The organism is Conyzicola nivalis (assembly GCF_040548875.1).
GTDB classification, from domain to species: Bacteria; Actinomycetota; Actinomycetes; order Actinomycetales; family Microbacteriaceae; genus Conyzicola; species Conyzicola nivalis_A.
This window is the reverse complement of the sequence record NZ_JBEPSJ010000001.1, coordinates 505932-528391: the sequence shown is the minus strand read 5'-3', so window position 1 is coordinate 528391 and position 22460 is coordinate 505932. Positions and strand designations below refer to the sequence as shown.

At 62.6% G+C, this 22460-nt stretch carries 19 protein-coding genes and 1 pseudogene; 3 read left to right on the top strand and 17 right to left on the bottom strand.

All coding sequences use genetic code 11. The annotated features are described in order from the left end of the window. Both ABIE21_RS02535 and ABIE21_RS02530 read right to left on the bottom strand, forming a co-directional pair. Window positions 1-543 carry an RNA polymerase sigma factor gene (locus ABIE21_RS02535; protein ID WP_354023209.1) on the bottom strand — a complete coding sequence of 181 codons (543 nt, stop codon included), beginning with the start codon at window positions 541-543 and terminating at the stop codon, window positions 1-3. After that, a complete protein-coding gene (locus tag ABIE21_RS02530; RefSeq protein WP_354023208.1) occupies window positions 534-1154 on the bottom strand; it encodes a hypothetical protein in 621 nt (206 codons plus the stop codon). Before ABIE21_RS02530 ends, ABIE21_RS02535 begins: the two co-directional genes overlap by 10 nt. A 1113-nt stretch (window positions 1155-2267) precedes the next feature. On the opposite strand from ABIE21_RS02530, the gene ABIE21_RS02525 reads away from it, so the two are divergent. Beyond that, window positions 2268-3242 (top strand): GlxA family transcriptional regulator, encoded by a 975-nt coding sequence (locus ABIE21_RS02525; protein WP_354023207.1) that lies wholly within the window; start codon window positions 2268-2270, stop codon window positions 3240-3242. Window positions 3243-3257: 15 nt separating this feature from the next. Here ABIE21_RS02525 and ABIE21_RS02520 read toward each other — a convergent pair. The 6 genes and pseudogenes from ABIE21_RS02520 to ABIE21_RS02495 all read right to left on the bottom strand — a co-directional run bounded on the left by ABIE21_RS02520 (window position 3258) and on the right by ABIE21_RS02495 (window position 8470). Next, a pseudogene (locus ABIE21_RS02520) lies at window positions 3258-4673 on the bottom strand (alanine--tRNA ligase-related protein). 5 nt (window positions 4674-4678) lie between these two features. After that, on the bottom strand, window positions 4679-5074 hold the full coding sequence (locus ABIE21_RS02515; protein WP_354023206.1) for a DUF302 domain-containing protein: 396 nt from the start codon (window positions 5072-5074) through the stop codon (window positions 4679-4681). A gap of 75 nt (window positions 5075-5149) precedes the next feature. Continuing rightward, complete coding sequence (locus ABIE21_RS02510; protein ID WP_354023205.1) at window positions 5150-5992, bottom strand: alpha/beta fold hydrolase; 843 nt, start codon at window positions 5990-5992, stop codon at window positions 5150-5152. A 211-nt stretch (window positions 5993-6203) separates the two neighbouring features. Then, window positions 6204-6752, bottom strand: a complete 549-nt coding sequence (locus ABIE21_RS02505) for a carboxymuconolactone decarboxylase family protein (protein ID WP_354023204.1) — start codon at window positions 6750-6752, stop codon at window positions 6204-6206. A 115-nt stretch (window positions 6753-6867) separates the two neighbouring features. Beyond that, a complete protein-coding gene (locus ABIE21_RS02500) occupies window positions 6868-7380 on the bottom strand; it encodes a Dps family protein (RefSeq protein ID WP_354023203.1) in 513 nt (170 codons plus the stop codon). Window positions 7381-7489: 109 nt separating this feature from the next. Further along, the gene (locus ABIE21_RS02495; RefSeq protein WP_354023202.1) at window positions 7490-8470 is read right to left on the bottom strand and encodes a GlxA family transcriptional regulator; all 981 of its coding nucleotides are present in this window, start codon (window positions 8468-8470) and stop codon (window positions 7490-7492) included. A 149-nt stretch (window positions 8471-8619) separates the two neighbouring features. On the opposite strand from ABIE21_RS02495, the gene ABIE21_RS02490 reads away from it, so the two are divergent. Continuing rightward, window positions 8620-9258, top strand: coding sequence for an HD domain-containing protein (locus ABIE21_RS02490; protein WP_354023201.1), 639 nt, complete (start codon window positions 8620-8622; stop codon window positions 9256-9258). A gap of 110 nt (window positions 9259-9368) precedes the next feature. On the opposite strand, the gene ABIE21_RS02485 is transcribed toward ABIE21_RS02490, so the two are convergent. The 3 genes from ABIE21_RS02485 to ABIE21_RS02475 all read right to left on the bottom strand — a co-directional run bounded on the left by ABIE21_RS02485 (window position 9369) and on the right by ABIE21_RS02475 (window position 11180). Continuing rightward, complete coding sequence (locus ABIE21_RS02485; protein WP_354023200.1) at window positions 9369-9806, bottom strand: nuclear transport factor 2 family protein; 438 nt, start codon at window positions 9804-9806, stop codon at window positions 9369-9371. Between the two features lie 30 nt (window positions 9807-9836). After that, window positions 9837-10241 carry an ester cyclase gene (locus ABIE21_RS02480; protein ID WP_354023199.1) on the bottom strand — a complete coding sequence of 135 codons (405 nt, stop codon included), beginning with the start codon at window positions 10239-10241 and terminating at the stop codon, window positions 9837-9839. A 93-nt stretch (window positions 10242-10334) separates the two neighbouring features. After that, a complete protein-coding gene (locus ABIE21_RS02475; RefSeq protein ID WP_354023198.1) occupies window positions 10335-11180 on the bottom strand; it encodes an SDR family oxidoreductase in 846 nt (281 codons plus the stop codon). Window positions 11181-11281: 101 nt separating this feature from the next. Here ABIE21_RS02475 and ABIE21_RS02470 point away from each other — a divergent pair, with 101 nt between their 5' ends. Then, window positions 11282-11839, top strand: a complete 558-nt coding sequence (locus ABIE21_RS02470) for a TetR/AcrR family transcriptional regulator (RefSeq protein WP_354023197.1) — start codon at window positions 11282-11284, stop codon at window positions 11837-11839. A 22-nt stretch (window positions 11840-11861) separates the two neighbouring features. Here the strand turns inward: ABIE21_RS02470 and ABIE21_RS02465 are convergent, their stop codons facing one another. From ABIE21_RS02465 to ABIE21_RS02440, 6 genes are all read right to left on the bottom strand, one after another. Further along, complete coding sequence (locus ABIE21_RS02465) at window positions 11862-12374, bottom strand: hypothetical protein (RefSeq protein WP_354023196.1); 513 nt, start codon at window positions 12372-12374, stop codon at window positions 11862-11864. 107 nt (window positions 12375-12481) lie between these two features. Continuing rightward, on the bottom strand, window positions 12482-15964 hold the full coding sequence (gene mobF / locus ABIE21_RS02460) for a MobF family relaxase (protein WP_436232297.1): 3483 nt from the start codon (window positions 15962-15964) through the stop codon (window positions 12482-12484). 541 nt (window positions 15965-16505) lie between these two features. Then, window positions 16506-17048, bottom strand: coding sequence for a hypothetical protein (locus tag ABIE21_RS02455; RefSeq protein ID WP_354023195.1), 543 nt, complete (start codon window positions 17046-17048; stop codon window positions 16506-16508). A gap of 198 nt (window positions 17049-17246) precedes the next feature. Beyond that, window positions 17247-18392, bottom strand: a complete 1146-nt coding sequence (locus tag ABIE21_RS02450) for a hypothetical protein (RefSeq protein ID WP_354023194.1) — start codon at window positions 18390-18392, stop codon at window positions 17247-17249. After that, the gene (locus ABIE21_RS02445; protein ID WP_354023193.1) at window positions 18389-20740 is read right to left on the bottom strand and encodes a sensor histidine kinase; all 2352 of its coding nucleotides are present in this window, start codon (window positions 20738-20740) and stop codon (window positions 18389-18391) included. The genes ABIE21_RS02450 and ABIE21_RS02445 overlap by 4 nt, the downstream gene beginning before the upstream one ends. Further along, entirely contained in the window at window positions 20733-22445 is a 1713-nt protein-coding gene (locus ABIE21_RS02440; protein ID WP_354023192.1) for a class I SAM-dependent methyltransferase, read from the bottom strand. The genes ABIE21_RS02445 and ABIE21_RS02440 overlap by 8 nt, the downstream gene beginning before the upstream one ends. Window positions 22446-22460: the final 15 nt, after the last annotated feature.

Here is a 22460-nt window from a genome sequence, read left to right as displayed (position 1 = left end):
CTATCCCTCCCAGGCCGTCGCGGACGCGAGCAATGGACCGAGGCCGTCTACTTCGTTCAGGTGGGAACGGAGAGCGCTAAGGGCGTACGAGTGCCGAGACCGCGTGCTAGAGGCAGACGTGCTCATGATCTTGCCGGTCTCGGCGAGAGTGAAGCCCTCTCCGTAGACGAGAAGAATGACCTCCCTCTGCTTCGGCGGCAGGCGGCGTATGGCAGCTCGAATGTCGTCTGATCTGTCGTCGGGGTCCGGCGAGGTCATGCCGCTCACGATCTCGTCGCGGATCCGGGCGGTGAGCGCGATTCGTCGCCGGCGGCCTCGCTCGTGGTTCATCAGCACCCGTCGGGCGATGCCGAACATCCACATCCGGGCCTTGAGATCGTCGGCCGGTGCGTCGCCTGCCCGCCTCCAGACGACGAGCATCGTCTCCCCGACGAGGTCCGCCGCCTCGTCGCGTGGGAGGACGCGGCGTGCGAAGTAGGAGAACAGGTCGTCGATGTTCGTCTCCGCGAGGGCGCTGATGCGATCACGCAGCTCTACTTGCACGAGATCCTCGACTCGATCGAGACGCCGCCCTGCATGCCTTTGTCAGCCAGTTCCGCCCAGATCGCAGTGACCACCGTGTCGGAGACCGCGGACGATTCCGCCGCATACGGACTCGCCACCACGTCCGGAAGTCCGGCCGCCTCCCCGGCATCGCTCGCAGCTTTGTCCGCTTCGAGCGAGGCGGAACGTTCGCCGGACGGGTGGTCGAGCGCGCGCTGGATCGGCAGCGCGGAGACGTCGAGAGTGCTGATGAATCTCTGGGCGACGTCCATCGCCGCCTCCGGACTGTCGCTGGTCGCGAAGTCGGGGGTGACCTTGATGTCGACGTCGCAGACGGTCCCTGATTCGAACGTGAACGACGTCGATACGGGGGGCGGGAAGAGCACGTCCAGGGCGAACGGGACTGCTGCAGCTGCGATCACTGCACCGGAGAGGGTGACTCCGGCGATGATGCCCAGCGCCCTACCGCTTATGCGGCGGAAGTGCAGGCCGCTTCGCCCACCCCCGGCCTGCGCCTCGGCCTCGGCCGATGCGCTCATCAGCGCCTGGTGCACGGCGGGGCTGACCGGCTCGAGTAGCGTCTCGTGCAGCCTCTCTCCCGGGGACGTCATGACGATGCCCAGAGTCGACGCGAAAATTTCGCTCCGACGGGGAAGTGATAGGGCGGAGGCTGGGTGCGGTTGAGCATCATTCGAAACTTCCCTCCAGCATCGCGACGAGTATATGGGTGATGTCGACGGACACCGTCGAGTGTTGATCGGCGGCTGGCAGGAGGTTGTCGGTCGACATTGGCATTCTGTCCGTTCGGTCGATTGCGGTCGTCTAACCCGTACGTGTCCGGCACAGCACGGAACGTCCTAACCGCCGAAGATCGGTTTCGGCTAAGTACTTAGGTCAACGGTCAGAGTCGATGGATCATCGGCGGAAGACTCGGTGCAGCAGCTCTATGCGTCGCGGCATCCACATGGCTTCCGTAAGCCAGCCGCTGAGCTGCGCCGAGCGCAGCGAGCGCACGGCGCTCGTCTTGGCGCTGCGCTGTCGACTGAGCCGGCTGCCCGAGCGTCCTTGAGCCGACGACGTAATAACGGTCCCGGTACGCCGCGACCGTGCTCGCGTGACGCCGCCAAACGGACGCGGCGGAGCCCCGCGGAGCGGCCCCTAGGGATCTCGTCCACGTCTCCCCCGCGAGCAGCGCTTGGTCGAGCATTGCGCTCGCTAGTTTCCTAGGCATCGATTGCACGCGGTCGTGTCGAGTCTGTGACGGTCGTTCTTTCAACACTTGAGTTTCCGAGACATTCTCTCGGGCTGACAGGACTTGAACCTGCCACCCCCTGGAGGGTTCAGGCCCAATTTTCGTCGTTGCCGAATGTGTCCGAAAACCCTCGGATTCCCTTATGTTTACAGGGAACCGGGCGGTTCGCTGTCTCCGATTGTAGCCCTTCGTTTTGGTCAAATAGAGATGAAGTAGATGGGAAATGATGGCCTTGGAAAGACCGTGAGCGATACCGTCAGCCTCCCGAAGCACCGGACGGAAAACTCAAGTGGCGAGGCTCCTTGACAGCCTGATTCGCGTAAAGCAGGTTAAGCCTCGACGCCTTCCGAGCCCTCACGTTGTTCACATATAACTCCCCGTGCGCTCGAATGTGTTTTACTTTCCCTCATCGCGCAGCCGACGCGGCTGAAGCCGATGCCCCGACAGCGACGAGGTATCGAAGGGATGTCGCGTGACTCCGTCTCCACACACGGTCGGAATCCTCGTCTTCGACGGGATGAAGCTCCTCGATTTTGCCGGGCCTGCTGAAGTATTCGCAGAAGCAAACACTTTTGGGGGCGACTACCGGATCAGCATGGTTTCGATCGACGGTCGCGACGTGCGTACGTCAATGGGCCTGACCCTCCCTGTCGACCTCGCCGCTTCAGACGCGGGAAGCTTCGACACCGTTCTCGTCGCCGGAGGTGAAGTCTTCCCCGCTGGTCCCGTCTCGGACAGTCTGGCGTCCGGTGCGTTCGATTTGTCGCAGCGGGCGACTCGAACGGGGTCGATCTGCACGGGTGCATTCGTCTTGGCAGCGGCCGGGCTGCTCGAGGGAAAACGAGCGACCACGCACTGGCAGCATGCCGCAGAGTTGGCCCTTCGCTACCCCGGCATTCGGGTGGAACCTGATGCGATCTTCGTGAAGGACGACAGTACGTATTCGTCGGCTGGCGTGACTGCGGGAATCGATCTCGCGCTGGCTCTCCTCGAGGAGGACGAAGGGGTGGAGCTCGCGAGAACCGTGGCACGCTCGCTGGTCGTCTACCTGCAGCGAGACGGCGGACAGTCGCAGTTCTCCGGGGCGACGGTCGAGCAGGTGCCGCGTGCATCGCTGCTCCGCACCGTCATCGACGTCGTGAGAGCCGATCCTGCCGCCGAGTATTCGACCAGTGTCCTCGCGGGGATAGCCCGGGTGAGCCCTCGCCACCTCTCTCGTCTGTTCCAAGAAGAGTTGGGAATGACCCCTGGAAAGTACGTCGAGGTCACCCGCCTGAACAGGGCAAAACAGCTGCTCGATGACGGGCGAAGTGTTACCGAAGCCGCAGAGGCTTCGGGATTCGGCAGTTCCGAGACGTTGAGGCGGGCCTTTCTGCTGCACCTCGCAATCCCGCCGTCCAAATATCGAGGACGTTTCTCCCCGGCCGCCGTGAAGGTTCGGCGGTAGGACAGTGAATTGGCGCTATTGCGGCACGCTGTCAGCGCCGAGCTTTGACGAGGCCCGTGAACGTTCGCGCTGTTCCTGCAATGCGCGCCGGTAGACGAGCTCCCAGTCTTTCGATACTGCAATGTTCAACTTTTCCGATTCCTCGATGGTGATCTCTTGGGGAAACCCGAAGGTGTCGGAGAGCATGAAGATGTCGGCCCCGGTGAGCGTTCTGCCCTCAAACTGTGTGAGTGCGCGCAGGCCGCCGTCGAGGGTCCGGCGGAACGCCTTCTCCTCGCGGAGCAGAGTCGCGAGAATCTCGCCGCCTCGCTCCACTGTTTCCGGATACGCCCGCGCGTAAATGGAACCCAGTTCCGCGACGAGGGGCGCGAAGAACTCCTCTTGTAGCCCGATTGTTCTCGCCGTTGTGATGGATCGACGAATCAACCGTCGCATCACGTAGCCTCGCTCTTTGTTCGCGGGTATCACGCCGTCAACCGCCAAGAAGTACGCTCCTCGCACATGGTCCACAATCACGCGCATGTGCCCGGGGGCAGCCGCGTAGGCGGTACCGGACAGCACTTCCACGACCTCGAGCAATGGTGCGAGCACGCTGACCGCGTATACGTCGGGTACGCCCAGGGCGGCGGCGGCGATGCGTTCCAGCCCGCCGCCGAAATCCACGATTCGCCGCTTCAGCGGAGAGAAAGTACCGTCCTCATCACGTCGATACTGCATGAAGACCTGATTCCCGATCTCGAGGAACCGGCCTCCGTCGCTCGCCGGATGGGCAAGTCCGTAGCTCGGATCGTGATGATGCGGGCCGAAGTCGTAGAAGACTTCGCTGTCGGGTCCACACGGGTCGCCGATGGGAGTCGACGACAGATTCCCGCCGCGGCTCCACCAATTCTCGTCGGCATCGTAGAAGAAGATGCGTTCGTTCCCCATGATTCCTCGGGCATCTCCCGCGGCCGCACAACCGATCTCCGCGATTCCCGCGTCGATACCCTGTGAAGCGAATGCTGCCTGCCAAATCAGAGCGGCCTCGTCGTCTCGGGGGACGTTGTGGTGACGGTCACCGATGAAGCAAGTGACATACAGGCGATCTGGGTCGAGACCGACGACGTCGGTGAGGAACCGGAAGAAAGTATTGATCTAGTGCTGCTTGGAGTAGTCGCCGAGGCTCCAGTTTCCCAACATCTCGAAGAAGGTCGTGTGTCTGCCGTCTCCGACCTCGTCGATGTCCTGGGCTCGAAAGCAGGGCTGGCTATCGGTGAGCCTGGTGCCCCGCGGATCAGGTTCACCAAGCGGGACGGGAAGCAGCTGCTGCATCCCGCTTCCGGTGAACAAGGTAGTTGGGTCCGTCGGGACAAGACTGGATCTGGGGATGCGTTCGTGCACGGTGCTCCCCATGAGGGCGAGGAACGCTCCTCGAATGTCGTCGGCGTCCATGGCGGTCACTGCTCGGCCGAGAGATCGTGTGCAATCCGTTCCATGAAGCCGCTCAGCTTCGCCGGCACGTCGCGATGGATGTCGAGGTCAAACAGGTCGGAGAGCACGTGCGGGTCGCGGTAGCTGATGTACGTGGAACCGTTGTCGTCCCAGACCAGCATCCGAAGCGGGAGATCGATTCCGGCTCTCGGATCGTCCTGCATCACCCCAGTACCCACGGCCGGGTCGCCGAAGAACACGACGACTTCATCGGCTAGCTCCAGGCCCGCCGCCCGCGCCCCTGCGGCGTGATCGATGCTCGCGAGCACTGCCACGCCCCGTCGCTGCAACAGATCGCGGAGGCGAGCCGTCGCCTCAGCGACGCTGCCATGCACCCTTAGTGTCTTCAGTTCCTCGCCCATCGCCGCGTTCTCCTCAAAGTCAATGTGTCGCGCTCCAGTGTCCCGCCGGCTTTCCGACGGCGGAACACTGCAGTACTAGCTCGCGAGGAAGCGCAGCAGGTTTTCGTTGACCTCGGCGGCGTGGCTCCAGCCGAAGCCGTGGGGTCCGCCTTCGATCTCCACGTAGTCGCTCTCGGGGAACGCCTTGTGGAAGGCGCGCCCGGTCGCGTCGATCGGGAGGATGCGGTCGAGCACACCCTGCATGATCAGGCTGCGAATCCCGGTCGCGCGGATCTTCTCGATATCGCCGCGGAAGTCTTCGTGCCAGGACGGCACGACCGCGTAGGCCGCGATCAGCGAACCGCCGGTTGCGACGTTCCAGCTCCCTTGAACGACCTCGGGGCTCACGCGGGTGCCGAGGTTCTCATCGAGGTTGTAGAAGTTCTCATAGAACGACGTGTAAAACGCGTACGGGTCAGCTTGCGCGCCCGCAGCGATGCCGTCGAAAACTTCCTGCGGGAGCCCGGTGGGGTTGTCATCGGTCTTGAGCAGGAACGGCTCGATCGGCGCCAGGAACGCGATCTTCGCGAGGCGATCGGTACCGTAGGTCGCCGTGTACCGGCCGACCTCGCCGGTGCCCATGGAGAAGCCGACGAGCAGCACGTCCTGGAGGTCGAGGGTCGTGAGGACGACGTCGAGGTCGGCGGCGAAGGTGTCGTAGTTGTAGCCTTCGCTCGGCTGGCTGGACTTGCCGAAACCGCGGCGGTCATAGGTGATCACCCGGTAGCCAGCCTCGAGAAGTGCACGGGTTTGCGGTGCCCACGAGGCCCCGTTGAGAGGGTAGCCGTGGATGAGCACGACAGGCTGGCCGCTGCCGTGGTCTTCGTAATACAGGTCGATCGACGTGCTGTTCTCGGTGCCGACGGTGATGACTGACATGGTGTTCCTATCCGCTAGAAGAGTGGTTCTTGCTGTGGCCCGCTCTGGGTCGGGCCGTATATTCAGTCTGAAGATGCCCGGCCTCAGCCGCCCCGCGTCTCCGGCCAGACTGCCCTCGAATACGGACATGATTTCAATTCGAGGTAGCTGGCTGTAGTGCGACGCAACATCGAAGAGTGAGGCTGAAGAGGCTCGTGGCACCGGTATCCGCCTACAAAGCCACAACGGGCCAGTCGTTTTCGACCCGGGCCAGGACGTTGAAGTAGTTCGTCAGCACATTCAACGCCAGATTTGCCACCAGTTCCCCGATCTCCTGGTCCGTCACCCCGGCTTCGCGGGCCTTCGCGATCGCGTCCTCAGCCACGTCGCCGGCATTCTCCGCGATCGCACTGGAGAGCGTGAGCAGCGCGGCAACGTGGGGGTTGGTCGAGTCGCTGCGTCGTGCGGAATCGAGTTCGTCGGCGGTCACCTTCGACACGTTGCTGCCGATGTAGGTATGTGCGGAGAGGCAGTATTCGCATCCATTCAACTGGGCGGTCGCGATCGCGAGGCGGTCACGAACGGCGGCCGGAAGGGTGCCGGAGCCTACGGCGGCAGACAAAACGAGGTAGCTCTTGAGAAGCGCCGGGCTGTTCGCCATGACCTTGGTCATGTTCGGCACGCGGCCGAGGCCCTTCTGCACCTGCGCGAGCAGGTCTTTGGCGACGCCCGTGGCGTCCTCGGGCTGGATGGGGGCGAGGGTGGCGGTGGTGACCGTCATGTGGAGCTCCAATGGTTCTGATAGTTGATGGGTGAATCAAGAAATACGGGAATTGTCGACGCGATCAGCATCCGCCCGAGGGACAACGGGATAGCGGCCAGTGAGGCCGGCTGGTTCACAAGCTCGGCGAGCGGTTTTCAGACGACAGCAACCAAGCGTGCTGCTCAAGCTGGGCGATCGTGCCGTTGAGCAGGTCGGCGGACACCCGATCCTCGTCGTCGACGGCTGAGTGCACGGCGCGTGCATTTGCCACGGAGGTGTAAATGCGTTCCGAGATGAGGTCGATCGTCTGCCGAGTGGTCACTTCACCCCGGGGATAGGCCAGAAGTCCGGTGGTCTCAGCCACCGTGGAGCTCAGCCCGTCGGGAATTCCACCAACCGCGCGCATGCGCTCGGCGACCCCGTCCGCGGCATTGCGGGCCGTCGACACAATCAGGTCGAGTTGCCGGTGCACGTCGGGGAAGTTCGGCCCGACGACGTTCCAATGTGCTTGCTTACCCTGGAGGTTTAGTTCGATCAGATCCACGAGCACCGACTGCAGGCTACTCAGGAGCGTGTGGCTGGCGATGAATCGTGGGGTGCTCGACATCGGGATGTCGACGATGTGCTGGTTCTGGTCGTTGGGCATCTGGTGGCTTCCTTCCTGAAGCGGTACCCCAGTTTTGCGACCGCTGCGACGACCCGCCCCGCCAGGGCAGACATGAAGCCAACGGTTTGGGACAACTGACCAGGAGTGCTCAGGCGGCAGGTTTTATCGTTCCCGACATCGGGGAGAACCGGCCTCGATACTTGGACGGTGGGATCGCCAGGTGAGTGATGAAGGCACGCCGGAGGGACTCGGATGTGCCGAAGCCCGAGTACTGGGCCACATCCGTGACGCTCATTCCGGTATCCAGCAACGCCTTGGCCTTATCGAAGCGGATCAGCTCGACGTACCTGCCCGGCGAGGTTCCGAGCTCGTCATGGAAGAGGCGGGTGAGGTGGCGTGGGCTCACCTGCGCGATCGCCGCGAGCCGGGTCACGGTGTACTCGGCCGCCGGGTCGGCGTTCACAATGTCCACGACGCCGCGCAGCAAGGCCGTGCGGGGCGCCGGGCCCTGCAGGGTCGCGGAAAACTGAGATTGTCCTCCGGCGCGCTGCATGTGAACGACCAACGAGCGGGCGACGGTCCGGGTGAGTCCGTCGCCTTCGTCTTCCTCCAGCAGCGCGAGGGCGAGATCGATCCCGGCGGTGACTCCGGCGGACGAATACGTGCTCTGATCTCGGACGAAGATGGCATCGGGTTCTACCTGTGTTGCGGGATACCGCAGGGCGAGTTCTCGAGTGTGCTTCCAGTGCGTGGTCGCCCGCTTGCCGTCCAGCAGTCCTGCCGCCGCCAAGACAAAAGCACCGGTGCAGATTGACGCGATGCGCGACGCCCTGTCGGCAAGGTGGAGCGCTGCGCCGGCGAGGGATTCTGGGACGGGGTGTGCCGGGAACACCTCGCCGCCCGCCACCAGGATGGTATCGAAACGACCGGCGTCGGCGGCGGAAGCATCGACTGGCACACGCATGCCGATGGAGGATCGGACATCGCCGCCGTCGGTGGACACAATGCTCATGCGGTAATTCGCCCCGGAAAGGTTCGCCTCAGTGAACACTTCGGCGGGCCCAGCCATGTCAAGAAGTTTCATTCCGTCGAAGACGAGAATCCCGACTCTATGCGGTGCGGCAGACACGGAGAGGCCCTTCGTAGATGTCCGATTCAGTGGGATTCGAGCCCCGTACGGTGGGGTGCGGACGCCCGCGGGTCGGCACGCTTGAGGCAAGTACAACACAATCCCGTGACGCCGCATGATCGCGTCGCCCGGCCAACCAGGAGACGCACATGACACAGACCATCGCCGGCATCGCCATTCCCGACAGCTCCCTTGCCGTCGAAGCTACCGAATTGGTGCGCGATACGACCAATGAACTCATCTTCAACCACTCCCGCCGGGTGTTCCTCTTCGGCAGTCTGCGCGCGCAGGCGCTGAATATCACGCCGGAACCCGAGCTGCTATATGTCGCTGCGCTGTTCCACGATCTCGGACTGGTCGCCCCGTACAAGAACGTCGCCCAACGCTTCGAACTGGATGGTGCCGGGCACGCCCGCGAGTTCCTCACCTCGCACGGCATCTCCGGCGGCGACGCGGATGAGGTGTGGACCGCAATTGCCCTGCACACCACGCCCGAAGTTCCGTACCGGATGAGCCCGGTGATCGCGGCGACAACGGCCGGGGTTGAGGCCGATGTGCTTGGGATCAACCTCGACTCGCTGTCAGAGAGCCAGATCGGCGCCATCACGGCGGCGCATCCGCGTCCGGACTTCAAGAAGCGCATTCTGCAGGCATTCTTCGACGGCTTCTCCGACCGCCCGGACACAACCTTCGGCACCGTCAACGCCGACGTTCTGGAGCATTTCCAAGCCGACTTCCGCCGCATCGACTTCGTCGACGTGATCCGGAACTCCGCCTGGAGCGAATAGCGCCAGAGACTCACGCTGGGCGTGCTACGTCCGTCGCCTCGATCCGCCAAGTCGCGTGCTGACCGGCGGATCGAGGCCAATGCGGGGCGCACTTCCCCGACGAGTTCGTGTTATTCGCGGAGAAAATGTGGCGAGAAGGCTCGGGAGGTGACCTTCCAGCCGTCGGCGGTGCGGCGGTAGTTGTCGGTGCCAGTGCCCATCGCGAAGGGGACGGTGGCCTGTCCCTCCGGGGCCCCGGCCAAGTAGGCGGTGATGTACATCGTGCCGACAGCTTGGTCAGGTGCCTCAGTTGTGAACCGGAAGTTCGTCAGGACGTGGCGTACCCCGGGTATGGGGCTATCCGTGTCCATCATCTGCCCCCAGCTGCGGATGGCGGCGTGTCCGACGTTGGGTTCGCCCAGGGTCGCGATCCAGCCGTCTTCAGTGAAGAGCTCCGGGAGCGTCTCGGCTTGGCCGATGTCGACGCGCCAGGCGACCTCGAGGGCGAGGCGCGTGAGTTCGATGTGGTCGGAATCAGTGACGAGGTTGCCGATCTGTTCTAGAGGCATGTCGATCTTCTTTCTTAGCGAGGGGTGGGTTTAGGCGGAGAGCTGCTGGAGGAACTGCGGAACGCCCACTTCGGCCCAGTGCTCGGCGAGTTTGCCGTCCTGAACGCGGTCGAAGGTGGTTCCAGTAAGGGTGGCGGTCCGTCCGCTGGAGGGCACGCCGAAGAACTCTCCGCTCTGCCGGGCAGTGACGGCCCATCGGGTCGCGACCATGTCGCCGTCCTCGATTTGATCGACGACGGTGACCTTGATGTCCTCGAACGCGGCATGGAGTGCCTTTTCGGCCTCCAGCCAACTCTGCCGCGTGAATTCGTATCCCGACGACGGGTGGATGACGATGTCGTCCGCGACGTACTGGCGCCAGGTCGCGTCCAGATCGCCGCGCCCCCAGCTCTCCCAGAATTCGCGGGCGATGGTCTTAGCAGGTGTGCTTGTCATGATGTTTCTCCTTGATGTGCTTGGTCGTATTTGGTGTGGTTAGGCTGAGCCCACAGGCTCTGAGTACCCGTCGGATTAGGGCGCGGCTGCCGCTCAGGTGTTTGCGGGGAAGTCGGTGCTCTCGGAGACCGCCCTGCCTGCATCAAGTTGGCTGAGCCGGGCGGTGAGTGCGGCGCGGATTGCCGAATGGGCGTCGCTTCCCAGGACCAGACGCTCAGGGGCGGGTGACTGCACCGACACAGCGATGATCGCTTCGGCGACGCGGGCCGGGTCGCCTAGGGCGTCGCCGGTGAGGTTGCCACCGGCAGCTTCGATGTACTGCCGTACGTGACCGACGGGAGTGTCGGCGTAGGCCTCGATGGGCGCGGCGATGGTGAGCGCCGCGCCAAACGCGGTGCGCACATTTCCGGGCTCGACCAGGGTGATGCCGATGCCGAAGGGGGCGACCTCGCCCATCACCGACTCGGTGAACCCTTCGATCCCCCACTTGGAGGCGTGATACATGCTGCCTCCGGCGCTGGTGATCTGGCCGCCCATTGTGGACATCTGGATGATCCGACCCCCACCTTGGGCGCGGAGGTGCGGGAGGACGGCCCGGATGAGCTGGATCGGTGCGACGAGGTTGAGCGCGAGCTGTTGCTCGATCGCGCTATCGTCGAGCTCTTCGGCGGCTCCGAATGCACCTGCTCCGGCATTCGAGAAGACGACATCGATCTTCCCGAGATCAGTGAATGCCCGGTTTACGGCGTCGCGCAGGACGCGCGTGTCGGTGACATCGACCGGCGCCACCCACAGCTTCCCGGGGTACGTGTCGGATAGTTCATTGAAGATTTCTGGCCGGCGAACGAACGCAGCTACGCGGTCCCCCTGCTCCAGCAATCTCGTCGTAACCGAGCGACCGATTCCGGATGACGCCCCCGTGATGAGCCACGTTCTCATGTTTCTCTCCCTGCAAAAGTTACTAATCCAACTGGATGGTTTATTTAATGTACAGCCTGTGTCCGTTCATGTCAACCGAACGTTTGGTTTAGAATTCGGGTATGTCCTACGACTCCGCCGCAACACGCGCCCGCCTGCTGGATTCTGCCTATGCCGAGTTCGCCGATCGAGGATTTGCAGGTGCGCGAGTGAATCGAATCGCATCAGAGTCAGGCGCAAACAAGCAGGCGATCTACCTCTACTTCGCTTCCAAAGAGGGATTGTTTGACGCCGTCCTGGAAGATCGCCTGGGCGTGCTGGCCGACATCGTCCCTTATACCCCGGATGACCTCACGGGCTATATCGGCGCCCTCTTTGACCACATGGTCGAGCATCCCGAACTTGTCCGACTCACGCAGTGGAAACAGCTGGAGCGGCCCGACGCCACAGACATGGAACTGAACTCTCATGTGTCTAAAGCGGAGGCTCTCGCTCGAGCGATGGGCGTCGACGACACCCGCGGCATGGATGCTCTCATGCTTACTCTTGCCATGGCGCAAGCCTGGAATACAACGAGCCCGTCAGTCCGATACATGAGTAAACCAGCAGAACTGCGTCTTGGGCAACATCGCGCCTCGCTTATTTCCGGGGTCGCAGCAGTCGTCGACGCCCTTCAGTAACGCATCGAGTCGCAGCTTGGGCTCAGAGCAGCTGAGCTGACGGCGCGACACCTTGTGCGTCGATTCGGCTATGAGCGGTGAGTAAGGCAGCGGATCGCACGGCGATGCTCCCGATTAATATCGTGACCAGCGCGATGGCGAACCACGCCCACACCGCGTGTCCGGGGCCTCCCCACAGCGCGAGCCAGTGCACCGTGTAGGTTCCGCTGGATGTGGCGGTGAACGTGAACACCCAGAATCCCAGCGTGAAGGGCAGCCGCCAGTACGCGCCCGGTATCATCAGTTGCACGAGGATCAGCACGACGAAGGTTCCCAGCAGCAGCGTCTCCACCAGATCGATGCGACCGCCGTGCACCGCGAACCAGGCGTTGCCGGCGACGGCCGGCGGTGCGGAGAAGATCGCGGACGTCAGCCGGAGGGCGGCGGGCGGATTCGGAACTCCCCTCCAGCTTCGCGACGAGTATATGGTGATGTCGACGAACACGGTCGAGCGTTGATCGGCAGCGGGCAGGAGGTCGTCGGTCGAGATTGGCATGCTGTCCGTTCGGTCGATTGCTGTCGTCTAACCCGTACGTGTCCCGCACAGCACGAAACGTCCTGATCGCCAACGATCGGTTCTCGGCTAACTACTTACATCAACGGTCAGAGTCGATGGATCATCGGCGGAAGATTCGGTGCAGCAGCTCTATGCGTCGCGGCATCCACATGGCTTCCGTAAGCCAGCCGCTGAGCTGCGCCGAGCGCAGCGCGCGCACGGCGCTCGTCTAGGCGCTGCGCTGTCGACTGGGCCGGCTGCCCGAGCGTCCTTGGGCCGACGACGTCATAACGGTCCCGGTACGCCGCGACCGTGCACGCGTGACCGCGCCAGGCGGACTCGGCAAAGCCCTGAGGAGCGGCCCCGAGGGATCGCGTCCACCTCTCCCCCGCGAGCAGCGCCTGGTCGAGCATTGCGCTCGCTCGTTCCTCGAGAAGCCGACGTCGCTCGACCAATGCCGCCCGCATGTCCGGATCCATGTGCCCGACTGCCTCCGGGATGAGCCCCACAATGAGCCGCGGCTTTCTCCGACCGCTCTCCCGAGCGGAGTGCGCACCGATCGACGCTGCAAGCCTGGCTTGGATGATGGCCGCGATGTCTTTGGCGTCTGCGAAGTCGCGGGCTGCCACGACGCGCGGCAGCACCTGTTCGACGTCGAGATGATGCGCCTCGGCTCGCCGGAGTTCCGCAGTCAACGCACCGAACGCATCCGAATCGACGACACGGTCGACCTGATCGGATGTGAGCCCGCTCCGTCCGACTAAGGCGACCCATCGATCGTGCTGGGCGGCCGCCGCGATGCTCTCGTACTCGGCGGCGATCTGGGCCGTCGAGCCCCATGCGGCCTGTTCCGCTCTGAGCGTCCCGTGGGCGGTGAGTTCGGCGCCGACGTGTTGCAGGACGCCGTAGAGGATGCTGTGGGCGGTCGCGTCGGAATTGTCGCCTGGGCGAGGTCCCGCGTGGGCGACATCCGGCTGGTCGATGGCGACATAGGCGGTGTTCGAATCCCGCCCGCGAGTCATGGCCACGTACAGGTTCTCCCGGGTCATGCCCGAGGAGACGACGACGTGAGCTGTGTCAGTCGTTATGCCTTGTGCGCGGTGGGACGTGACCGCGTAGCCGAGTTCGACGCAGTTCCTTACGTAACCGGCAGGGAGAGGCACTGTGCTCCCCCACCGCCGCCCGCTCCGGCGAACGTCGATGGAACCGTCCGGATGCACGCCGACCACAGTCCAGCGATCGCAGTTGCGCACCCAGGTGCCGGATACACGGAGCCGGCGGTCGTTGTGGCGCGTGATGACCGTGTCGCCGACGGATGCAGCGGTTCCATCGTGGAGCGGGATCTCGCGAACTGCGTCGACCCGGCCGTCCAAGATCAGTTCGCTGCGGGCGCGGACGTTCATAGCGGCGACCGCCTCGTTCGAGTCGCTGATCAAGACAGAGCTCCTACGGGCCCGCGTGTCCGCGCGCCACGCGGCGAACGCGGCATCCGCCATGTCGTCCGAAGTGCCACCGCGCACCCTGCCGTGAACGTCGTACAAATCGATCGACTCGGGCGCGCCTCGGCGCAGAGCGAGCGACGCAGCCTTCTCCCACTCGTGGGTGAACCGATGCACGTCGATAAGTTCGGGGGCGTCCGCCCTGTCGTGCACGAGCAGGGAGAAGGCACCGCCCGCCTCGACGGATTGCAGCTGGGCGAAGTCACCGACCAGCAGCACTTTCGCGCCGGCGTCTGCGGCGAGCCCTGTGATCCGGTCGAGCGCCATCGTGCCCGCCAACGATGCCTCGTCGATGATGACGAGTTGACCGGCGCGGAACGCCGCGCCCTGGTCGAGGTGGGTCTGCCACCACTTCGCCAGATTCTCCGTCGCGATGCCGAGGTCCTCGGCGAGCACCTGCGCCGCGGCGGCGGAAGGAGCAAGCCCTACTACCGCGCCGGATCCGTGCGCTGACTCCCAGGCCCGCCGGAGCACTGTCATCGCCGTCGTCTTGCCGGCGCCGGCTGGTCCGACCAGCACGTCGAGGGTGCGCCCGGAGTCGGCGATGGACGCGAGTGCGTCGAGTTGATCCTGTGACAGCTGCCCGCAGCTCGGGAGTGCTTGGCCCGCAACCGAACCGAGCAGGGCCGTTGCGGTCTTCGGTGCAGCCCTGTTTGCGGCTCGTGCGAGGAGTCGGGATTCCGCGTCGAGCAGCGCAGACGACGTGAACACCGTCGAGTGCATGGGGCGGAAGACGGATGTCCCGTCTTCCCGTTGGAACTCCGGCGGACTCGATGCGAGCTCGGGCGGCGTGATCTGCAACGACGCACGCTCGGCCGCATCCACGACCAGGCCGACGACGGCTTCTCGATCGAGCGCCGATGCGAACCGGTGTTGCATGAGTTGCCGCGACGCTTCGGCAGCGAGGTTCCAGTGCCGCCAGGTTGCGCGCTTCTCGCTCACCGCCATCATCGTGCTCTCACCGAGCATGTCGATTGCGTCGAGTTGCACGTCTTCCGCGCGCAGAAGCGTCGGCGACCGATCCGAGCACGCGGCCCGTGCCCACGCGGAGGCGTCCTGCGCGAGCACGCCGGTGGCGCGTCGGCGCCATCGCCCGGTGAGTTCCGCAAGCGACTGCACGTGCTTGGCCGGCCGGGTGGTGAGTGTTGCCTGCGCGCGGAGCTTCGTGATCGTGACGGGGCTAGGGCGGTGACCGTTCGTCGCCACATAATCCGCGATCAGCCGATCAGTCTCGATATCGATGTGTTGCGACCTGGTCGAGAACTCGGCGACGAGGGTGTCCGGGACCGACGTCACAGCCAAGGCGGGGTGACGATCTCGACCACGCTCTCGCGCCTCCCACGTCACGCCGAGCGACCGAGTGAGGGCGTCGGCGAACAGCGCCTCGTGAAGTTCGGAGAGTGCGACGACGATTGCGTGCATGGGCCGGCCGTCCAGAGACCGCCACTTCCCGTCGAGCAGCGTCTGGACCTTGTTGCTGACCACCACGTGCGTGTGCAGGTGCGGGTCCCCCGCCCTGCTGTCGAAGTGGTCGAACGCGGTCGCGATCAGGCCGGCGACACAGACCTGCGCAACCGCGCCGTCACGCCCGCTGATGCCGGTACGAGTCGATGCTGCCTCGCGCTCGAGGAACGCAACAGCCTCTGCAACTGCGTCATGGTGTGCGCGCACGATGCGCGCCTGCGTGGGTGCGTCTGCAATGCCCCAGAGGACGCTCGCCGACTTCGGAATCGAGAAGGTGAAGTCGTATCCAGCGACTGCGCGGCGGCGTGCACCGACTGCCTCACGTGCGTCCGGTACTGATCCATAGACCGGGTACGCGCGGCCGAGAGCCTCCCCCGTCACCGGGTCGCGACCCTGGCCGATAAGAAGCTGAAGGTGCGACTCGGTGACCTCGTCCCCCGCGCCGATGCCGCACGCGCCTATCCCGCGTAGGCCATCACCCATCCACCGGCCCGGCGGGGTGCCGCTGGCGCTGTAGTACCTGGTCAACGGCGTGGACAACGAGCGGTTGCCGTCACCGGCGGCGACGGTTCGCAACAGGTATTTGTAGCCGTCGCCGGCGCTCATCACCCGCATCGACACCGTCACTGCGCCCACCTCCGTCATCGCAGAGAAGGTGCGCCACCTCTATCTGCAAGAGGCGTGGCAATCGACATGGAGCAGCAAATGGTCTGGACGACCGTCCGCGTGCAGTTCATCATCGACGCAGCCCGAGAGCAAAGCTGCAGTGGCGTGCACGGGCGATCGTGCTTGGCGCCGATGGGGTGGCAGTAGATGGCGGTGGTCTTGTCGGCTTGCCAGTGCTCGGCCACGGCTCGACAAGCCCACGACGGCGACGGCGACCTAGTCGTCCTACCCTCCCGGCATCCGGTTGCGACCAGATCGCTCGTTTTGTTGTGATGGGACTCGAAAGCGTGACCGATGCATCCGGTACACGCGATCCGTCACTTGTCGGCAGACCTCGGTTCACCTCGCCTTACCTTGGTCTGACCGGGAATTCCTTGCTCTGCCTGATGCCACTTTCATAGGGACGCTTCGACTCGTCGAGAGTGATCAATTCAATAAACACTGAATAAACGTTCGCGCATCAAACCCATCGATCGAGTTACGCCTCCAGGTATGACTTCTCTCAGACCAGATCAAGTTCGCTGGTGATGTGCTCGCCCGGGAAGATCGAGCGGTTGCTTAGGGTCATCAATTCGCGGAAGATCGCATGTCTCCCCACGAGCTTTTGCGACATCACCATGTGACGAGCGACCTCGACGAATGTACTACTTGAGACATGGTGCTTTTCGGCGAGCAGGTGTGCGTCGCCGTCGTTTGTGATCACATCTATGGAGCCGGTCGCTGCCCAATAAATCGACTCAGCTTCCCCATCGTTTGCGTTTGCGTGTAGCGTCTGACCCGCCTTGAGCTTGAGCTTGCCGCTGACCGTCAATTCTGCTTTCACCGATGCAAGAAGCGTCGGAACCGGTGAAGGCGACGGCGTTGCCGAAGCCAGAAGCTCTTTATATCTCCCTCGGACAACCTTGGCCGACTTGTGTAAGTGTCGTTTCTGATGTGGCCCAATAGGTGGAAGAACTAGGGTGGCATTGCGAACCACTTCACCGGCTACCGCCGCAACGACCTTCGATTTATTTAAGAAGTGACTGTCGAAAAGATCGGCCAGCACTGAAGACCCTCCCAAGCAAAATAGGGGCCCTGAATCGAGATAGTGATCCTCGACCTTGGACTTCGTCGGCGCGCTCATCGTTGCCAACCCGGCCAGTCGATTTCTGATCCAAGAAACGTGTCGGAGGCTTCTTTCGGAAGACGTGCGTCGCGACGTCTCGACGGTCCCGAATCGCGGAAACACACGTACGCCCCGAAGCTATCCTTCCAGGACATCCGTGGCGTCCGCTCGATCGTCGATGACAATTAGCGCGTCTAGCGACGGCTCGTTCCCCGCCAGCGCAGTTTCGTACCATGGATCGTCCGCGTAGGACGGCCAATCGTCTGGCTGGAGACGAACCGCATCCGAAACCTCCAGGGCCTCAGCGACAACACGATAGTCGGCGTCGATTTGGAACACTGGTTGACTGAGCGCGAGTTGTTCTAGCTCGGATCCATGTATCGTGACAATTGCGCGAGCAATATCGTCCGCGTTTCGCCCATCTGCGGCTTCCAATGCGAGGCCCTTTACCGCAGCGATTCCAGCGCGCCACCATCGGCGCCCGCTGAACTCTGCGAGCTGCCCGGTATACAAGGCCGCCTTTAGTGGGTCGGCCAAGCGTGAGTTTCCGCCGGCGAGGGCGTCGAGGGCACTCGGCTTCAGACCGAGATAGCTGGCCGCGCGGAGATCGTCAACGAGAAAAGTCGGGAAGGGCAATATTCTTTGAAGGAACCAGGCAAGCCAACGCCTCCCGGCTGATGTAGCAGCCAGAACAGACCATGGCGGACGGCAAATCTCGATCTGAGCGAGAGCTTGGTCTAGCCAAGGTTTCTCCGCCAATCCGAGCCACTCAATTTGCGCGGCCGGGTCGGAGGGGTTCGACCAGTCAGCAGGAAGAGCGGCCGTAGCTCGAGCCAACGAGGCAACTGTGGACGCAGATATCTCGCGTTTCTCGGAGACCCATTCCAGGTCGTGTCGACTGGCAATAGCCATCGGTCGAACAAAGCCTGGGGTGCCCGCTGCAAGAACATTCAGGTGCCCTGTGCGAAGCACTAGAGCCGTGTTCTTTGGGATTGGTGGGTTCTCAGAACTCGGGCCGCGCCCCTCCAAAGCAGACCGCAGCACTCCGGCCAGCGCGATCCCATCCCGGACGAACAACCCCAAGCTGTCGTTCACTTTGTCTCTACCTGGCCAGGTTTCGATGAACTCATCGATGAGCACCAAGTTCGCGCGCGTGAGGTCCTCTGTGGTGATTTCGTCCGGCAGCACATGCTTAGCATCGACGCCTTTTTGGCTCAGTAGCAGCGCAAACGCCTCTTGGCTAGGATCATCGTCTACGAGGAGAACGAATGGCTTGGTGGTCAATTCGATGTGCCCTTCTTCGGAAGTACAACTCTTATCGACGTCCCCGGACCGTGAAGCGGCGGCACAAAGCGAGCGTCTCCCCTGTAGTCGTCGGTTAGCGCTCGGACGATCGGCAGGCCGAGCCCCATTCCTTGCCCGAGCACCTCGTCAACCTCAGTGGTCGTGCTCTCGAAAGGAAGGAACCAGCGCTCGGCTTCGACGAGGTCAACAGCGACCCCATCGTTGCCCACGATGATCTCGACTGATTCCCCTAGGTCTGCGCCGTCAATCCAAATGTGTCCTCCAGAAGCGGCATTTTTGACCGCGTTCGAGAGAAGGTTGGTGAGCAGGATCATCAACTCGGCAGGAAACATCGGACCAGTTCGAAGTTTTGGATCCAACGCAACATGGACGGAGATGCCCTTTTCCGTGATTCGAGGGGCGAGGAATCGGAGTACCGAATCGACCCGATCCTGGACTTTCACCTGCGAGCGCCGGCGGCGTGGATCTGCGCTCAGTACATCAGTCAAATAGGAGGTCTGCCGCGCGAGAGTGTGCGCAAGTTCGTCGGCCGTGCGCAATGTGACCTGAAGAATGTTTCGCTGCTCAGGATCAGTCAGCTTTTCAAGCATTCCCCGCAGAAGTTCGCGGATAGTCGTAGCTGACGCAAGCATGCCGTTGATGTCGTGGACATAGGCGCCAAGTTGCAGTCCCACTCCTGCGAGCGTCCGCAGCTCGGGCTGGACGCTTTGCACAGCTTGAAGCGCAGCACGTGCCGCTTGAAAACCATCAACCAACTGCAGGACAGGTGATAATTCTTCACCAGTTATCTGCGGCGTCTCTGGAGCAGCCGAGAGAGTCGCAGCGATTGCAGCAGCGGCGGCGATCTTGCGATCGTCGTCGCCGATGGTTCCGTGGGGTGCCAGCACTTCGAATGGGGTTCGGCCCGTCGGATCGAATATCGGCGGCTTGCCGAGATCAGCCGTGGGGTTATTCTCGGATGGTTCCGAGGGAACCGCGGGGGCGACTGCGGATAAACGCTCCCGTTGGTTGAAAATGGAGCGGCGAACACGAACGCTTAGACGTACACCGTCTTGAACTATCTGACGGATGGCGGTGAACGTCTGACCAGGCACGAAACCCTCGCGATTCACGAGGCTCTTGAGGCCTGGAGCACCGTCAGTGGTAAGGAAAACTGCGCCGAAATAGCTGTTGCTCGCAAGCGCGTTCAGCGCTTCTTTCTTGTCTGTATCCAGCCGATCGCTCGCATTGTCGTCGAGCTCGATGGTGTAATAGCGCGCTCCGGAACGGTATTCCCGATCGATCTCGAGCCAGTCATCGCCGTACTCCGCATACGGAAGCACCCTAAAACCCTCGAGGTAGACGCGGATCCCGCTTGTTGAACGGACGAACCCTTTGAGTGGTCCTCGGCGAGTACTTGCATTCATCATCATGTAAAAACGTGCTTGAAACTGCAAATGCTCGTCGGCCGGCGCTTCGAATGAGTACACCTGCGCAAGTGGCTCGGTGCGGGAATAGGACACAGTCGGGGAGATCCTGTATCGCACTCGTCCGTCGGTGACATCTATCTCGACACACCACTGAAAGTCTTCGGCTGCCTTCACCCAGAGGTCGTCGCCCGGGGTGAGTTCGCCGATCAGTTCGAGATCGAAGCCTGGATCATCTGGTCCCGCCCTGCGAATGGCGGGCTTGCCGATAAGTGGCTCACCGACAAGGGCCAGATCTTCTTTTGAAGATCCGAGCAGAAGGGCGGGTGGCTGCGCCGACTGAAGCTCGTTGATGAACTTCCCGATATCTGCTGCCGTCCAGTCCCGCTTGAGCGAGCGCATTGTGAGTGTCGTCCCTGATGCGACCTCGGACTCAGCCACCTCCGTTACAACCAAACCGGATGCGAGTTGGTCGAGCCGGTCCTGTCGGTCGATCTCTTCCCAATCGATTGATGCCTCGACCCCGTATCCAGCGCCGCCCGGAACGTCTGCATCTGGCGTGCTTCGCACCTCAAGGACCTTCGCCAACTTTTGGCTGGCTAGGCGTCCGATTCCCTTTTGGCCGGTGTAGGACCTTTGGAACACTGGCGATTCCCGTGTCCCCTCCTCTTTGTCTCGCCCGGCGATGCGAAGGAACGCGGAGCGGAAACGATCTGCTGTCATGCCGTGGCCGTTGTCTTCTACGGTCAGGACTGCAGCATCGGGATTCGTAAGATTTTGGGCGTCTATCCGGACGACAGTCGCATCGGCGTCGTAGCCGTTCTTTACGAGTTCGAGGATCGCCGTACTGTCGCGACCAACTAGAAGGTCGCCAAGTTCTCGCAAGAGGTGCGTGTCTACGATGAAGCCGTTCTCACTCACTCCGCACCGTCCCAATTGCGACGATTTCCGCCGCGCCCACGCCGAGGCCGCCCGTTGTCTGTGAGGAGACGGAGATTTCGATTTCTACGACTGCCCTTGGACTAAGCCGGTGAAGGCCGTTTGCCTCGACCGATGAGCTTGCTCTTAAGGCCACTTGCCCCGATCCGCTTCGTAGCCAGACAACGATTTGGCCCTTGGTCTCTTGGTCGACGTTCGGCTTCCAATAGAGGCCGAAAAGATTGTTGGTGATCGCCAACCTATCCGCGTTTAGGAGCACGTGGAATGAATCGCGAGCGAGCGCTGAAATAATCACGTCCGGGGTCTTCACCTCGGCTGAGAGGTCGAACCAGCGCTTTCGCTTCGCACAGAGATGGAGCTCATGAGTGCCTTCGTCCTCACCCGTCGCGATCCATGCGTCGACGTTGACGTCGGTTCCTCGCTCGTAGTCATCAAGTACGAGCAGCTCAGCAGCCTCCAGCAGCGGCGACGAGCCAGTCCCAGGTCGAAGCCTACGGGCGAGCGCACGTCGAAATTGAACAGGGATGCCCAGTGCGTCCCAGTCGGCGGCGCTCTTGACGAAGAACAGGTTGGCACCAGATGCGGTCCCTCGGGTGACTCGAGCTAACCCACCCAGCCGAGCTTCCATGGAGCTGCGGGACGGTGTCGATAAGTGTTGCCTCCCTGGCGCCGGGAAGGCCGCCTCGCCTTCGGAACGGTCCACAGTCAACTGCTCGGATCCCGACCAATCTGAAACTTCGATAGGCCGAACGGCCGCTACTTCAGGTCCGACCTCCACGAGGACAGCGTCAACGATGGCTTGTTCAAATCGCCACGAGTCGGCGAGGCGGAGAGAAATTTGCCGGCGGTCGGCAGCACGTAGATGAGATCTAAGAGTTTTTCCGTAGTCTGCTCGCATCCAACCGGCAGGAATAATCATCGCAATAGAGTCCTCGGGACGCAGCTTGTTGAGTGTCATCCCCAGGAACAGGGTCGACAGATTTGCTCTAGATCCCACGATTCCACCTGCGGACTCAAGCAAGTCGGCGCGAGCGCCGCTCTCTATTAGCTGCCAGCGCGTGTAAGGCGGATTCCCGAGATACAGCGTTGGTTTTGTGGGCGAATTGGACGCAAGCCAGCTGCGGTAGTCCGCGAGCTCAAGGTGAACATTCCACTCGGGGTGTCCTGCAGCTGCGACGGCTTGGAGTCCGAGGGTGAGTGGGTTGATATCAATCGCGTGGATGCTTGCGGAGGGCCATCGTGCGCGTGCTATCTCCGAGAAGATGCCGACACCGGCCCCTACGTCGACGACCGCTTCGGGCGCGGCGTGACGACCCGCGTATCCATCAACGATCGCCTTGGCCGAGTCTCGCGGTGTAAAGAATGTACCGAGCGCGCGACGATTCGCCGGCTTCACGATCGCTGCGTACAGCTCTGCGAGATGCACGACAGCGTCCTCCTCAATTAGTTTCTCGAACGCGTTTAGCGCATCTGCAGGCGCCTTGATGGGACCATCCGCGGTCAACGCGACGACGAGATCACTTGGCACATCGTCGGCTAGTCGTTCACTAAGCAGGGCACCAAGCCGCGCGAGCTGCCGATTCTCCGAGTCGTTGATTCCAACAATTGGCTTGAGCGCAGGCGAGTGCGAGGTCACACCGCGAACCCACGCGAGCACCTCAACCATCGCTAGTCGATCTTCAGCCATACTCAACTCTCCCCT

Coding starts and splice junctions, on each gene's coding strand:
- ABIE21_RS02500 (WP_354023203.1), bottom strand. CDS start 7,380: ATGCCCAACGACCAGAACCAGCACATCGTCGACATCCCGATGTCGAGC.
- ABIE21_RS02440 (WP_354023192.1), bottom strand. CDS start 22,445: ATGGCTGAAGATCGACTAGCGATGGTTGAGGTGCTCGCGTGGGTTCGC.
- ABIE21_RS02510 (WP_354023205.1), bottom strand. CDS start 5,992: ATGTCAGTCATCACCGTCGGCACCGAGAACAGCACGTCGATCGACCTG.
- ABIE21_RS02475 (WP_354023198.1), bottom strand. CDS start 11,180: ATGAGAACGTGGCTCATCACGGGGGCGTCATCCGGAATCGGTCGCTCG.
- ABIE21_RS02485 (WP_354023200.1), bottom strand. CDS start 9,806: ATGCCTCTAGAACAGATCGGCAACCTCGTCACTGATTCCGACCACATC.
- ABIE21_RS02505 (WP_354023204.1), bottom strand. CDS start 6,752: ATGACGGTCACCACCGCCACCCTCGCCCCCATCCAGCCCGAGGACGCC.
- ABIE21_RS02480 (WP_354023199.1), bottom strand. CDS start 10,241: ATGACAAGCACACCTGCTAAGACCATCGCCCGCGAATTCTGGGAGAGC.
- ABIE21_RS02530 (WP_354023208.1), bottom strand. CDS start 1,154: ATGACGTCCCCGGGAGAGAGGCTGCACGAGACGCTACTCGAGCCGGTC.
- ABIE21_RS02465 (WP_354023196.1), bottom strand. CDS start 12,374: ATGCCAATCTCGACCGACGACCTCCTGCCCGCTGCCGATCAACGCTCG.
- ABIE21_RS02515 (WP_354023206.1), bottom strand. CDS start 5,074: ATGGGCGAGGAACTGAAGACACTAAGGGTGCATGGCAGCGTCGCTGAG.
- ABIE21_RS02470 (WP_354023197.1), top strand. CDS start 11,282: ATGTCCTACGACTCCGCCGCAACACGCGCCCGCCTGCTGGATTCTGCC.
- ABIE21_RS02490 (WP_354023201.1), top strand. CDS start 8,620: ATGACACAGACCATCGCCGGCATCGCCATTCCCGACAGCTCCCTTGCC.